Source organism: Novosphingobium sp. YAF33, assembly GCF_052113265.1.
In the GTDB taxonomy this organism is placed as follows: domain Bacteria; phylum Pseudomonadota; class Alphaproteobacteria; order Sphingomonadales; family Sphingomonadaceae; genus Novosphingobium.
The window spans coordinates 367,340-381,083 of the sequence record NZ_JBFRCW010000006.1 but is presented as its reverse complement, the minus strand read 5'-3'; the positions used below and the strand labels follow the sequence as shown (position 1 = coordinate 381,083).

The 13,744-nt window shown below is 64.9% G+C and carries 11 protein-coding genes; 4 read left to right on the top strand and 7 right to left on the bottom strand.

The window, feature by feature from the left end:
- Positions 1-185 precede the first annotated feature (185 nt).
- Positions 186-1,439, top strand: coding sequence for a threonine ammonia-lyase (locus tag AB4Z00_RS14620; RefSeq protein ID WP_132268162.1), 1,254 nt, complete (start codon positions 186-188; stop codon positions 1,437-1,439).
- A 454-nt stretch (positions 1,440-1,893) separates the two neighbouring features.
- Positions 1,894-2,733: an arginyltransferase gene (locus AB4Z00_RS14615; protein WP_442046395.1), complete on the top strand. Its 840-nt coding sequence runs from the start codon at positions 1,894-1,896 to the stop codon at positions 2,731-2,733.
- A gap of 65 nt (positions 2,734-2,798) precedes the next feature.
- Here the strand turns inward: AB4Z00_RS14615 and AB4Z00_RS14610 are convergent, their stop codons facing one another.
- The gene (locus tag AB4Z00_RS14610; RefSeq protein WP_442046394.1) at positions 2,799-3,395 is read right to left on the bottom strand and encodes a lysozyme; all 597 of its coding nucleotides are present in this window, start codon (positions 3,393-3,395) and stop codon (positions 2,799-2,801) included.
- Between the two features lie 130 nt (positions 3,396-3,525).
- Positions 3,526-6,093: a DNA topoisomerase (ATP-hydrolyzing) subunit B gene (gene gyrB, locus AB4Z00_RS14605; RefSeq protein WP_314468205.1), complete on the bottom strand. Its 2,568-nt coding sequence runs from the start codon at positions 6,091-6,093 to the stop codon at positions 3,526-3,528.
- Between the two features lie 533 nt (positions 6,094-6,626).
- On the opposite strand from gyrB, the gene guaA reads away from it, so the two are divergent.
- Positions 6,627-8,207, top strand: a complete 1,581-nt coding sequence (gene guaA / locus AB4Z00_RS14600) for a glutamine-hydrolyzing GMP synthase (RefSeq protein WP_314468203.1) — start codon at positions 6,627-6,629, stop codon at positions 8,205-8,207.
- 61 nt (positions 8,208-8,268) lie between these two features.
- On the opposite strand, the gene AB4Z00_RS14595 is transcribed toward guaA, so the two are convergent.
- The 5 genes from AB4Z00_RS14595 to AB4Z00_RS14575 all read right to left on the bottom strand — a co-directional run bounded on the left by AB4Z00_RS14595 (position 8,269) and on the right by AB4Z00_RS14575 (position 12,835).
- Positions 8,269-8,760, bottom strand: coding sequence for a methylated-DNA--[protein]-cysteine S-methyltransferase (locus AB4Z00_RS14595; RefSeq protein ID WP_442046393.1), 492 nt, complete (start codon positions 8,758-8,760; stop codon positions 8,269-8,271).
- 50 nt (positions 8,761-8,810) lie between these two features.
- A complete protein-coding gene (locus AB4Z00_RS14590; protein ID WP_442046515.1) occupies positions 8,811-9,212 on the bottom strand; it encodes a DoxX family protein in 402 nt (133 codons plus the stop codon).
- A gap of 75 nt (positions 9,213-9,287) precedes the next feature.
- Positions 9,288-9,704, bottom strand: a complete 417-nt coding sequence (locus AB4Z00_RS14585) for a hypothetical protein (RefSeq protein WP_431568491.1) — start codon at positions 9,702-9,704, stop codon at positions 9,288-9,290.
- A 121-nt stretch (positions 9,705-9,825) separates the two neighbouring features.
- Complete coding sequence (gene tldD / locus AB4Z00_RS14580) at positions 9,826-11,244, bottom strand: metalloprotease TldD (RefSeq protein ID WP_132268175.1); 1,419 nt, start codon at positions 11,242-11,244, stop codon at positions 9,826-9,828.
- Positions 11,245-11,494: 250 nt separating this feature from the next.
- Entirely contained in the window at positions 11,495-12,835 is a 1,341-nt protein-coding gene (locus AB4Z00_RS14575) for a NupC/NupG family nucleoside CNT transporter (protein ID WP_134093864.1), read from the bottom strand.
- 103 nt (positions 12,836-12,938) lie between these two features.
- Here AB4Z00_RS14575 and AB4Z00_RS14570 point away from each other — a divergent pair, with 103 nt between their 5' ends.
- Positions 12,939-13,616 (top strand): queuosine precursor transporter, encoded by a 678-nt coding sequence (locus AB4Z00_RS14570; RefSeq protein WP_132268179.1) that lies wholly within the window; start codon positions 12,939-12,941, stop codon positions 13,614-13,616.
- Positions 13,617-13,744: the final 128 nt, after the last annotated feature.

Sequence of the window (13,744 nt, the reverse complement as noted above, 5' to 3'; positions counted from 1 at the left end):
CGAAAGCAAACCGCAAGCGGCAGGGAAATCTGTTCGTTCCGGCGCAGTCTTCGGGCAGCGCGGCGGGGGAAGGCTTCGGCGGCAAAGGGATTTTGGACAACAATATTACAGCGTCCATCGAAAGCGAGAATTTTTCCTATCGCGCGGCTTTCCATTCGGCACGCTTTCCTTTACCCGCGGCCACCATGGAACAGCCATTGCTCAAGATCGCTGCGGAGCCCGAAGTGGCCACGCTGACTGCCGAAGACATTCGTGCGGCCGCGGAGCGCATTATGGGCAAGATCGTCCGCACGCCGACGCTCTATTCCACGACGCTCAGCGCGATCACGGGCGCCGAGATCTGGCTCAAGTTCGAAAACCTCCAGTTCACTGCCGCCTACAAGGAACGCGGCGCTCTCAATGCCCTTCTCCTCCTGGATGAGGCGCGCAAGTCGCGCGGCGTGATCGCCGCTTCGGCCGGCAACCATGCGCAGGGCCTGTCGTATCACGGCACCCGGCTCGGCGTGCCCGTCACCATCGTCATGCCGCGCACGACGCCGACCGTGAAAGTCATGCAGACGGAGAGCGTGGGCGGCAAGGTGGTGCTGGAAGGCGAAAGCTTCGACGAGGCCTATGCTCATGCCCGCAAGCTGGAAACGGAACTGGGCCTGACCTTCATCCACCCCTTCGACCATCCGCACGTCGCGGCGGGGCAGGGCACCGTGGCGCTGGAGATGCTGGAGGACGTGCCGGACCTGGACACGCTTGTCCTGCCGATCGGCGGCGGCGGGCTGGCCACCGGCATGGGCACGGCAGCGCGGGCGATCAACCCGGACATCCGCCTCGTCGGCGTGGAAGCGCAGCTCTATCCCTCGATGTACAACCTGCTGAAGGGCACCAGCCTGCCCATCGGCGGGGATACGCTGGCAGAGGGTATCGCCGTATTCTCGCCGGGGCAGTTCACGTCCTCGGTCCTGCGCGACTTGCTGGACGAGTTCCTGCTCGTCAGCGAATCGGGCATCGAAAGCGCGCTCGCGCTGCTGCTGCAGATCGAAAAGACGCTTGTCGAGGGCGCGGGCGCCACCGGCCTGGCCGCGGTCATGGCGAATCGCGAGCTGTTCGCGGGCCGCAAGGTCGGCATCGTGCTTTCGGGCGGCAATATCGACACGCGTCTGCTGGCTAACGTGCTCTTGCGCGATCTGGCCCGTTCCGGCCGCCTTGCCCGCCTGCGCATCGGCCTGCAGGACCGCGCCGGCGCGCTGTTCAAGGTCGCCAAGGTGTTCCACGAGCACAACGTGAACATCATCGAAGTCTTCCACCAGCGCATCTTCACGCACTTGCCGGCCAAGGGCCTGGTCACCGAGATCGAGTGCGAGGCGCGCGACAAGGACCAACTCGATGCCCTCGTGGCCGCGCTGCGGCGCGAAGGCTACGAAGTGAAGCAGGTCGAAACCGAATAGACCGTACTCTGCCGCCGGGGCGACTCGGCAGGAATGCAGATCGACAGGGATGCGGACCGGCAGCGGGCGGGCGGTTTCGACCGGCCTCCCGTTCGGGCCGGATTCGGGGGCCGATTCGGGTCTGCACCGCAAGGCTTCCCGTTCCTCTATAAGGGAATAAGGCGCGGCCTTGCGTGCAGGGCTGAAAGGAGTAGGGGGCACACGCCTGAATCGCCGCAGGTCAGGCGTTAACGGCGCGCGTCAAATCTGCTAACCTTCATCCGGAAGAAAGAACCAATCCGGGACAACCGGACGAAATCGCCACCCAGTTGGTCCCGATTCCGATACGGGTCGGGCTCCTTTCGTGGTTAAAACGCTTTCAACCGGCGCAAGCCCTATGCATATTCAAGGCTAACACGGAAACTTCGCCGGCGTCGCGGTGGGCTTCCAGCAGGCTAGAGGATAAGTTTCGTCCGTGACGGCACCCGTTCGTTTTCCCCGGTTCTTCGTGACCAGCCCGGCGCCATGCCCCTATCTGCCGGGTCGCAGCGAGCGGAAGGTCTTTACCGAACTCAAGGGGCCGCACGCCGATTCCCTCAACGATGCGCTGGGCCGCATCGGGTTCCGGCGCAGCCAGACCGTGGCCTATCGCCCCTCCTGCCTGGATTGCAATGCATGCGTCTCGGTGCGTGTCGTGGCAGAGGAATTCGCGCCCTCCGGCACGCAAAAGCGCCTGGTCAAGCGCAATGCAGACCTTGTCGCCACCGTGTGCCGCCCCTGGTCCACCAGCGAGCAGTTCGATCTGCTTCAGCGCTATCTTGCCGTCCGCCATCCGGAAGGCGGCATGACGGCGATGGATGAAGTCGATTTCGCGGACATGGTGGAGCATACCCCGGTCACCAGCTACGTGATCGAATATCGCGAGCCCTCGGATGACGGCATCACACCCGGCCGCCTGGTGGGCGCCTGCCTGACGGACCGCCAGTGCGACGGTCTTTCGATGATCTACAGCTTCTACGATCCGCATCACGAAGGACGTCAGGGGCTGGGCACTTATATCATCCTCGACCACATCCAGCGCGCGACGGAGATGGGGCTGGCCTATGTCTACCTGGGCTACTGGGTCGAAGGCGCGCCGCGGATGCAATACAAGGTCCGCTTCCGTCCCATGGAGAAACTGGGCCGTGCAGGGTGGGAGCGTATCGCGCCGGTGGAGCACGATCGCCTGATCGCCGCCGCCGTCGCCAATCCCCGCAGCCGCGACGCCGTGAACGAAGGCGCGCGCAAGGACGGCGTGCCCTCCATCACACGGTAAGCTGCCGGTTTCGTACAATGCGCCAGCCGAATTGACGGCCGGCGCCGGGGCCGGCCGTCTTCCCGTCACGGCGTCAGATAGAGCGCCGCTTCTTCGGCGCGCCGCCGCTTCAGGCCTTCCAGCACTTTGCCGTCATTGTAGATCCATTTCCCGAACTGCGCCGCCGCTTCGGCAAAGCGGCCCGCGCGGTGCAGCTTCGTCAGCGTGGCATCGGCGATGGCGCCGGTGTTGTAGTGAAAGGACGTCAGGGCATCGAACTGATGCGGCGAAGTTGCCGCATCGCCGATGGCGGCAACGACCTCCTGGACGTATCGGGTGATTTCGCGGTCGAAGCGGGCATCGCACTGGGCCTGGGTCCAGACCGTCTCCGGCCCGATGTCCGCGCCGGTGGAGCCCCAGCCGATCGTCCAGGGCCTGCCGTCCTGGCTGCCGGGATCGGGATAGGCTTCGAACAGGCCGTCGGCGCGGCGTTTGGCGCAGCCTTCCCAGTTTTGGATCAGGGTTCGACCGGCAGATCCGAGCGTGTGGCTGGCCGGCAGGGACTCGCTGTCCTGAGCGAGCGCCGTGTCGATGGCGCGATCGAGCGCGGCGACTTCGCCGGAGGTGAATCCGCGCCCGAGCAGAAGGCGCACTTCGTCGAAAATCGGCTTGCGATGAAACATCGGCCTCTCCTTGTTTGAGGGAAAGGCCGATCAAGTAAGGCGGATGCAGGGCTGTAGGAAAACGGTTTCTTTTTGCGAGAACCGTTTCCCTACCCGATGCCCCTGATTTCAGGCCCGTTTGTCGGCCCGCTCAAACGTCGAGGTTGGCAACGTTCAGCGCGTTTTCCTGAATGAAGTCGCGGCGCGGTTCCACCACGTCGCCCATCAGGCGGGTGAAGATTTCGTCAGTGACGTCGGCGTCCTCTACCTTCACCTGCAGCAGGGCGCGGTTTTCCGGATCCAGCGTGGTTTCCCAAAGCTGATCGGCGTTCATCTCGCCAAGGCCCTTGTAGCGCTGGATGGACAGGCCCTTGCGGCCGGTGGCCAGCACGGCATCGAGCAGCTGCGAAGGACGGCTGATCGTATCGCCGCCAGCGACCGGGCGAGTCGCGGGTGCGTCCTCGTCGCCTTCGACGGCTTCCACTTCCACCGTCTCGGTGCCCGCGCGCACGAGGCGGGCGGTGGCCGCGTAGACTTCGGCATTTTCAGCAGCGATGCGGGCGAGCTTGCGGGCTTCGGCACTGGCGATGAAGCCGGCCTCGATCTTGTGATGATCGGTGACGCCGCGCCAGAGACGCTCGATCTCCAGGTTGCCGGCTTCGGTGAGGCGCGCGGTCCAGCGCGCTTCCGGGTCGCCGCGATCGAGCCAGCCGGCGGCACGGCTCAATGCGGCCGTGCGATCGGCCGCCGAAAGATCGGGTGCGAGCGCACCGGCGATCGCCAAGGCCTCGATGATGACCGGATCGAAGCGGCGGGGAACGAAGGCCATGATGTTGCGCATGCGGATCGCATGTTCGACCAGGGCTTCGAGGTCCGAACCCATGCGCGCGCCGCCGCTGCTTTCCAGCACGCGGCCGGCCAGCCCGGCTTCGACCAGATAGCGGTCGAGCGCGGCGTTGTCCTTCAGGTAGACTTCGCTGCGGCCCTTGGCGACCTTGTAGAGCGGCGGCTGGGCGATGAAGAGGTGACCGGCGCGGATGATGTCGGGCATCTGGCGGTGGAAGAACGTCAGCAGCAGGGTACGGATATGCGCGCCGTCGACGTCGGCGTCGGTCATGATGACGATCTTGTGGTAGCGCAGCTTTTCCAGGTTGAAGTCGTCGCGGATGCCCGTGCCCATGGCCTGGATCAGCGTGCCGACTTCCTTCGAGGAAATGATGCGGTCGAACCGTGCGCGCTCGACGTTGAGGATCTTGCCCTTCAGCGGCAGGATCGCCTGGATCTTGCGGTCGCGCCCCTGCTTTGCGGAGCCGCCTGCGGAATCACCCTCGACCAGGAACAGTTCGCACTTGCTGGGATCGCGCTCCTGGCAGTCGGCCAGCTTGCCCGGCAGGGAGGCGATGTCCATCGCGCCCTTGCGCCGGGTCAGTTCGCGGGCGCGCTTGGCGGCTTCGCGCGCGGCGGCGGCGTCGACCACCTTCTGGATGATGGTCTTGGCGTGGCCTGGGTTTTCCTCCAGCCATTCGCTCATCTTGTCTGCCATGAGCGCTTCGAGCGGCTGGCGCACTTCCGAGCTGACCAGCTTGTCCTTGGTCTGCGACGAGAACTTGGGATCGGGCAGCTTGACCGAAACGATCGCGGTCAGGCCTTCGCGCATGTCCTCGCCCGATAGCGAGACCTTTTCCTTCTTGAGCAGGCCCGAACGCTCTGCGTAGCCGTTGAGCGTGCGCGTCAGTGCGGCGCGGAACGCGGCAAGATGGGTGCCGCCGTCACGCTGCGGGATGTTGTTGGTGAAGCAGAGCACGTTCTCGTAGTAGGAATCGTTCCATTCCAGAGCGACTTCCATGCCGATGCCGTCCTTGTCCGCGCCGATGGCGATCGGTTCGGGCATCAGCGCCTGCTTGTTGCGATCGAGATACTTCACGAAAGCGCCGATGCCGCCCTCGTAATAGAGGTCGTGCTCGATCGCTTCCTCATGGCGGTTGTCGCGCAGCTTGATGCGCACGCCGGAATTGAGGAAGGCCAGCTCGCGGTAGCGGTGCTCCAGCTTGTCGAAATCGAATTCGGTGACGTTCTTGAACGTGTCGGTCGAGGCCAGGAAGGTCACGCGCGTGCCCTTCTTGAAGCCGTTGTCGTCCGGATTGTCGCTGACCTTGGGGGCCACGCCGCGCACTTCCAGCGGGGCCACGGCGTCGCCATGGGCGAACTTCATCCAGTGTTCCTGGCCCTCGCGCCAGATCGTGAGTTCCAGCCATTCGGACAGGGCGTTGACCACCGAGACGCCGACGCCGTGCAGGCCGCCGGAGACCTTGTAGGCGTTGTCGTCAGAGGTGTTCTCGAATTTACCGCCCGCGTGAAGCTGGGTCATGATGACTTCGGCGGCCGAGACGCCTTCCTCGGCATGGATGCCGGTGGGAATGCCGCGGCCGTTATCTTCCACCGACACCGATCCGTCGGCGTTGAGTTCGATCAGCACGAGGTCGCAATGACCTGCCAGTGCCTCGTCGATGGCATTGTCCGAAACTTCGAAGACCATGTGGTGCAGGCCCGAGCCATCGTCGGTGTCGCCGATGTACATGCCCGGACGCTTGCGGACCGCGTCGAGTCCCTTGAGGACCTTGATCGAATCCGCGCCGTAGCTGTTCTGGTTCTTGCCGCTGTCGGAAACGTTGGCATCGGCGGCTGCGGTCGCGGGCGTGTTATCTTCGGTGCTTGCCATGGCGAGCATATAGGGTTTGACGGGCGCAAACCCAAGCAAAACCGGGTCCGCCTCGGGGCTTTTCCACAAGAGACGGAGCCGCTTGCGCCGCTCCGCCGCCAGACAGCGCCGAGTTGCGAAAAGTTGCACCCCGCTCACGAGAGAGGGAAGGCGCCCCTGCCAGGCAGGCAACAAAAAAGGCGGCCACGCGGGCCGCCCTTCTGTCTTGTCGGAAATGCCGGCCTCAGATGAGGGTGACGGCAAATGCCAGAGCGCTCACACCCAGCGCTGCAGCGAAACCGAACGTCTTTTCGACGATGGTCATGGAATTGCTCCTGCAAACTTCTTGTTCTGTTTTTTGTCGCATGCATGGCGCTTCTCGTCGTCATGCTGCAGGTGCGAGATAGGCGCTCTTGGAATTTTCACAACGTCGAAAGAAACAATATTGCTTGCATGTTTTGCAATTGCGTACGGCGGCGTGCCGATGGGTCAAAATGGCGCGGGGGCGCCCGCGGATACTGGACACCTGCACTATCCCGCTATAGTGGCCGCCCATGACTAATCAGACTTCTGGCCAGACTTCACAGCCGTCCGATTCCATCCTGATCGTCGACTTCGGCAGTCAGGTGACCCAGCTTATCGCCCGCCGCGTGCGCGAAGCCGGCGTCTATTCCGAGATCGCCCCTTTCAATGCCGCGAAGGAAGCTTTCGCCCGCATGAAACCGGCCGGCGTCATTCTCTCGGGCTCGCCGGCCTCGGTGCTCGATGACAGCGGACCGCGCATCCCGGACGAGATTCTCGAAAGCGGCCTGCCGATGCTGGGCATCTGCTATGGCCAGCAGTCGCTGATGCACCAGCTCGGCGGCGAAGTGCTTTCCGGCGATTCGGGCGAATTCGGCCGCGCCTTCATCGAGATCGGTGACGACTGCGCGCTGTTCGATGGACTGTGGTCCAAGGGCGAAAAGCACCAGGTGTGGATGAGCCACGGCGACAAGGTGACCAGCCTTGCCCCCGGCTTCCGCCCGGTCGCCTCCAGCGAAGGCGCGCCTTTCGCGGTGATCGCCAACGACGAGAAGCGCATCTACGCGATGCAGTTCCACCCCGAAGTCGTGCACACGCCCGATGGCGGCAAGCTGCTGAAGAATTTCGTGCGCCACGTCTGCGGCCTTGCCGGTGACTGGACCATGGCGGAGTTCCGCAAGACCAAGATCGACGAGATCCGCGCCCAGGTCGGTGACAAGCGCGTGATCTGCGGTCTTTCGGGCGGCGTCGATTCGGCGGTTGCCGCACTCCTGATCCACGAAGCGATCGGCGACCAGCTGACCTGCGTTTTCGTTGACGGCGGCATCCTGCGCATGGGCGAGGCCGAGCAGGTCGTCAGCCTGTTCCGCGGCCACTACAATATCCCGCTGGTCCACGTCGATGCCTCGACGCTGTTCCTGAACGGCCTGGCCGGCGTCACCGACCCCGAGGCCAAGCGCAAGTTCATCGGCAAGACCTTCATCGACGTCTTCGAGGACGAAGCGAAGAAGATCGGCGGCGCCGAGTTCCTGGCGCAGGGCACGCTCTATCCGGACGTGATCGAATCGGTCTCGTTCACCGGCGGCCCTTCGGTGACGATCAAGAGCCACCACAACGTCGGCGGCCTGCCCGAGCGCATGAACATGAAGCTCGTCGAGCCGCTGCGCGAACTGTTCAAGGACGAAGTCCGCGTGCTGGGCCGCGAACTGGGCCTGCCCGACATCTTCGTCGGTCGCCATCCGTTCCCCGGGCCGGGCCTGGCGATCCGCATTCCCGGCGAAGTGACGCGCGAACGCTGCGACATCCTGCGCAAGGCTGATGCGATCTACCTTGAGGAAATCCGCAACGCGGGTCTCTACGACGCGATCTGGCAGGCCTTCGCGGTGCTGCTGCCGGTCAAGACCGTGGGTGTGATGGGTGACGGCCGCACGTACGATAACGTCTGCGCCCTGCGCGCGGTCACCTCGACCGACGGCATGACCGCGGACATCTACCCGTTCGACTCCGCCTTCCTCTCGCGCGTGGCCACCCGCATCATCAACGAGGTGAAGGGCATCAACCGCGTCGTCTACGACTACACCTCGAAGCCGCCCGGCACGATCGAGTGGGAATGATCGCGCGAAAGCGCTGAGGTTCGAAGGGCCGGTATCCTGCGGGGTGCCGGCTCTTCTCGTTTCAGAGCAGGGTGCGGGGGCCTTCCAGTCTCAGCAGGAACGCTTTGGCCTCAAGGCCGCCGGCGAAACCGGTAAGGGGGCCGTTGGCGCCAACGACGCGGTGGCACGGGGCGATGATCGAGATCGGGTTGCGGCCGTTCGCCGCGCCTACCGCCCGGCTGCCGCCGGGATTTCCAAGCGCGGATGCGATCTGGCCGTAACTGCGCGTCTCGCCGAATGGTATCGCGAGCAGTTGGGCCCAGACGCTTTTCTGGAAATCCGTGCCGCGGAAATCGAGCGGGAGGTCGAACACTTCCCGTTTGCCCGCAAAATAGTCGCCGAGTTGGGCCTTGGCCGCCGTGATGACGGGATGGTCGTGGGCATCCTCGGTCGCTTCCAGGCGGACGCGGGCCGGATTGTCGTTCTCCCAGAGCACGGCGACGAGGCCGGAGTCGCTGGCGATCAGGGTGAGTTCGCCGATGGGCGAGGGCATTGTGCTTCGGGCGAGCGCCATGAAGCGGGTCTCCTGGGATGGGCGCGGCAAGGCGGGAGCGGAAGACTAGGTCAGCGCCGCCGCCAGGGCCAGTCCGTCACGCCGCTGGCCCACAGTGGCCACCAGATCAGCACCGGCTGCAGGGCAAGGCGCGGGACATGGTAAGCAAGGGGCAGGCCGCGACCGGGGTGGACAAGGTCGATCAGCATATGCTGCAAGTTGGCGGGCCAGACGCAGAGGGCATAGGCGGCAAGGCCCCAGCCTGCAGCCTGGCGCAGCGCGGGCGAGACCGGTTGCAGCATGCCGATTGCACCCAGGATCTCGGCAATTCCGGTGAGGGCGACTACCAGGGCGGGGGCAGGCACCCAAGGCGGAACGATGGCGACGAACGGTCCGGGCAGCGCGAGGTGCAGAAAACCCGCCGCGCCATAGAGCAGGCCGAGAATCCAGAGCGAGATGGTCCGGCGCGTCAGGTGCCCGCTCCATGACGCATCAGGCGGCCACGGACGTTTCCGCAGCCGCCCTTTTCGCGGAACTTCTCTTTTCGGTTACTTGGCAGACGTGGTTTTCGGCTTCGTATAAGGCACGAAGTCCTGAAGGCCGACGAAACCGTTCCACATGCTGGGCGTGGTCCGATCGCGCAATTGCACGGTGTCGAGACGGCAAAGCTGGCTCGAATAGAGCTTCGTCACCAGGATATTGTCCGAATCGAGCCGATCGGCGTTGGTGGGGCGGTTCACGTAATAGGTGCTGCCCACGCGGTAGACGATCGCGGTCTTATCTATGATCTGCGTGCTTTGCGCCTGGTTCAGCGGAATGCACGTCACCGGTTTTCCGGCGACCCGGCCATCGAGGATCTTGGCGAGTTGCTGTTCGCCGGTCAGTTTTTCTCGTGCGAACACGGTGGGCGCGGCCAGCAGGCTGGCCGCGATCAGCGTGGCGCCGACAACATGCTTCAGTGACATGGTCTCTACCTCACTTTCCCAACCCTAGATCGCGCTTATGCCACGTTTCGTCTGAACATGGGCTGAAGCCTGGCAGGCGTAAACCCGGGGATTTCCTTAGGACGACAGGTATGTACGGCGGTTACGCCGTACCGCCCACGGTGATGCCCTCGATGAGCAGGGTGGGCTGGCCGACGCCCGCCGGCACGCTCTGGCCGCCCTTGCCGCAGACGCCGACGCCGCGATCGAGTTCGAGGTCATTGCCGATGCCGGTGACACGGGTCAGCACTGAGGGGCCGTCGCCGATCAGCGTGGCGCCCTTGATCGGCGCGCCGAGCTTGCCGTTCTCCACTTTGTAGGCCTCGTTGCACGAGAACACGAACTTGCCCGAGACGATGTCGACCTGGCCGCCGCCCATCGATTTCACGAAGATGCCGTTCTTCATGCGCGACAGCAGTTCGGCGGGATCGTCGTTGCCGGCCTTCATGAAAGTATTGGTCATGCGGACTTGCGGGGCGTGGGCGTAGTTTTCGCGGCGGCCGTTGCCGGTGGGGTCCACGCCCATCAGGCGCGCGTTCATGCGGTCCTGCATGTAGCCCTTGAGGATGCCGTCCTCGATCAGCACGGTTTCTTGCGTGGGCGTGCCTTCGTCGTCGATCGAGAGCGAACCACGGCGGTCGGCGATCGAACCGTCATCGACGATGGTGACGCCGGGCGCGGCCACGCGCTCGCCGATGCGGCCGGCGAAGGCCGAGGTGCCCTTGCGGTTGAAGTCGCCCTCCAGGCCGTGACCCACTGCTTCATGCAGGATCACGCCGGGCCAGCCGGGTGCGAGCAGCACGGTCATCTCGCCCGCCGGGGCGTCCACGCTTTCAAGGTTGACCAGTGCCTGGTTCAGCGCGGTGTCGATGGCGCGGTTCCAGTTGGCCGGGTCGAACAGTGCGTCGTAGAGATGGCGGCCGCCCATGCCGAACGAGCCGGTTTCGCGGCGGCCGTTGCTTTCCGCGACGATCGAGACGCTGAGGCGCACCAGCGGGCGCACGTCGGTGGCGATGAAGCCGTCGGGACGGACGATCTCGATGACCGACCACTGGCCGGTGAGGCTGGCACTGACTTGCGAGACGCGGGGATCGCGGGCGCGCGCGGCGGCGTCGATCGTCTCCAGCAGCTTCACCTTTTCCTCGAACGGCACGAGGTCGAGCGGCGAGACATGGGTATAGAGGTGGCGGTTGCTCTTCTGCGGCGGCGCGGCGCGCACGGCGCCTGCCGGGTCGAGCAATTGCAGCGTCTCGCCTGCGCGGCGGATGGCGGCGGGGGAAATCTCGTTGGCGTGGGCGAAGCCGGTCATCTCGCCGGTGACGCCGCGCAGGCCGAAGCCGGCGTCGCGGGAATAGTCAGCGGTTTTGAGGCGGCCGTCATCGAAGCCGAAGGCCTCGGTGGCCATGAACTGCATGTAGAGTTCGCCGTCCTCGCAATTGCGCAAGGTCTCGGCGGCGAGCGCCTGGGCGTCCTCGGGCGAAAGCTGGCGATAGAGGAGCGAGCGCGGATCGGTCATGGTCATGCCCCCCGATATAGGCGCCGCGCGGCCAGAGGCAATTGTTTGGTACGCCATTCGCCTCCGCGAATGGCTCGCGGCACCGGCCCGAGTCTTTGTTGGGTGCGCCTTCGACATCCGTCGAAGGCTTGCGGCACCGGCCCACGCCCCCACCCGACCTCCCACTAGTATATCCTCCCACTAGTATATCCTGATGGGAGGTCGGGTGGGGGCGTGGGCCGGTGCCGCTTCCGGGCGTGAGCCCGGACAAAAAATCTCAGCTCAGGCCGAGGAACAGGCCGGCCAGTGCCGCGCTCATCAGGTTCGAGAGGCTGCCGGCGCAGAGCGCGCGTACGCCGAGCCGGGCGATGATCGGGCGCTGGTTGGGGGCGAGGCTGCCGGTAACGGCCATCTGGATGGCGATAGAGGAGAAATTCGCGAAGCCGCAAAGCGCGAACGTGACGACGGCCACGGTGCGCGGGCTGAGCGCCGTCATCTGGCCGAGGTCGATGAAGGCGACGAATTCGTTGAGCACGATCTTGCTGCCGAACAGGCTGCCGGCCTGCATGGCCTCGTTCCAATTGGGCACGGCGAGCAGGTAGAATACCGGCGCGAAGATGTAGCCGAGCAGGCCCTGGAAGGTCACGCCGCTGAAGCCGAACAGCCCGCCGATCCAGCCGACAAGGCCGTTGGCCAGCGCGATCAGCGCCACGAAGGCCAGCACCATGGCGCCGACGGCCACGGCCAGCTTCACGCCGGTCTGGGCGCCTTGCGAGGCGGCCATGATGATGTTGGCGGGCTTTTCTTCCTCGTGCTCGAGCGCTTCCGGCTCATCGACGTGGACGCCGGGCAAGTGGGTCACGTCGGCGCGGTTGAGCGCGGCGGCTGCGGCACCGGCGGGGGGCAGGGTGCTCTCGTGAACGGCAAGCTCTTCGCCCGCGATGGTCTGGACCTGTCCGGGGCGCGGATCGGGCATGATCATCTTGGCCATGAAGATGCCGCCCGGCGCCGACATGAAGGCGGCGGCGACCAGATAGTCGATACGGATGCCCATTGAGGCATAGGCGGCCAGGATCGTGCCGGCCACGCCGGCCAGGCCGACGCTCATCACGCAGAACAGCTGCGAGGGATTGAGATTGGCCAGGTAGGGGCGGATCACCAAGGGAGCTTCGCTCTGCCCGACGAAGATGTTCGAGGCCGCGCAGAGGCTCTCCACCTTGCTGATGCCGGTCAGCTTCTCCAGCCCGCCGCCGATCCAGCGCACCACCAGCGGCATGATCTTGAGATAGTAGAGGATCGAGATCAGCGAGGCGAAGAAGATGATCACCGGCAGGGCCGAAATGGCGAAGCTGTGGCCGCCGATCTCGGGGCTGGCGAGCGGGCCGAACAGGAAGTCGACGCCCGCGTGGGCATAGCCGAGCAGGCTTTCCACGCCGGCTGCCGCGCCGCCAAGCAGGTCCTTGCCGAAAGGAACGTAGAGCACGAGCGCCGCCAGGCCCGCCTGCAGCGCGAAGGCCGCGCCCACCACGCGCAGACGGATCGCCCGGCGGTTGGTGGAGAGCAGAAAGGCGACGGCCATGATGAGAACGATGCCGAGCAGACTGTAGGCGACGTGCATCGTCCCCGTTTCTCCGAAAATACGTGCTGAATCTGTGCGCAAACCTAGAGGCGCGCATCCATGACGGCTAGTGCAATTGTTCCGCGCCCGTTAGAGCATCGTCATGGAACCGCAAGCCCCTGCAAGCGCGCAATCCCGCGCCATCGCCATTCCCCGCTCGATGTTCGTGTTCTCCACGCTCTATGGCGGACTGGTCGTCCTGGCGGGCGTTCTGGGCATCAAGATCGCCTATCTCGGACATTGGCCGGTCTTCGGCGACCTGGCCGTCGAATCGGGGATTTTCGCGTTTCTGCTGCTGGTGGTGCTGTCGAGTGCGGTGGCCGAATTGCACGGCACGGCAGTCGCCAACCGGCTGGTCCGGTTCGGCTTCATCCCGCTGATCGTGTCGATGACGCTGCTTACGCTGGTGATCCACGTCGTCCCGGCTGCCCCGTTCTGGGACGATCAGGAAGCCTATGCCCGTCTCCTGGGGCAGGGCGCCCGCATGCAGTTTGCCGGGCTGGTGTCCTACGGCGTCTCGCAGACGCTGAACGTCACCGTGTTCTCGCGCCTTTCGGCCGGTCGCGAAGGGCGGATGCTGATGATGCGCGCCTGGATCGCGAGCTTGCTGTCGCAAGTGGTGGACACGCTGATCTTCATCACGATCTCCTTCGCCGGGGTCCTGCCGATCTGGGACATCATGGGCGGGCAGATCATCGCCAAACTGGTGCTCTCGACGATCATGGTGCCCCCGTTCATCTGGCTCTTCGTGAAGCTGGGCCGCAAGCTGGACGGCGTCTGACCTGAAATCCGCTGCGGGCGCATTCTGTCGGCAGCGGCGCAAGTCGTTGCTGGGGGAACGAGACGGGCGAACGCCCGTTTTTGCATGGCCGCCAGATCGGACAGGCAACCGACGGGGCGGGAGCGAAA

Coding starts and splice junctions, on each gene's coding strand:
- guaA (WP_314468203.1), top strand. CDS start 6,627: ATGACTAATCAGACTTCTGGCCAGACTTCACAGCCGTCCGATTCCATC.
- AB4Z00_RS14575 (WP_134093864.1), bottom strand. CDS start 12,835: ATGCACGTCGCCTACAGTCTGCTCGGCATCGTTCTCATCATGGCCGTC.
- AB4Z00_RS14595 (WP_442046393.1), bottom strand. CDS start 8,760: ATGGCGCTCGCCCGAAGCACAATGCCCTCGCCCATCGGCGAACTCACC.
- AB4Z00_RS14610 (WP_442046394.1), bottom strand. CDS start 3,395: ATGTTTCATCGCAAGCCGATTTTCGACGAAGTGCGCCTTCTGCTCGGG.
- AB4Z00_RS14620 (WP_132268162.1), top strand. CDS start 186: ATGGAACAGCCATTGCTCAAGATCGCTGCGGAGCCCGAAGTGGCCACG.
- AB4Z00_RS14570 (WP_132268179.1), top strand. CDS start 12,939: ATGGAACCGCAAGCCCCTGCAAGCGCGCAATCCCGCGCCATCGCCATT.
- tldD (WP_132268175.1), bottom strand. CDS start 11,244: ATGACCATGACCGATCCGCGCTCGCTCCTCTATCGCCAGCTTTCGCCC.
- AB4Z00_RS14585 (WP_431568491.1), bottom strand. CDS start 9,704: ATGTCACTGAAGCATGTTGTCGGCGCCACGCTGATCGCGGCCAGCCTG.
- gyrB (WP_314468205.1), bottom strand. CDS start 6,093: ATGGCAAGCACCGAAGATAACACGCCCGCGACCGCAGCCGCCGATGCC.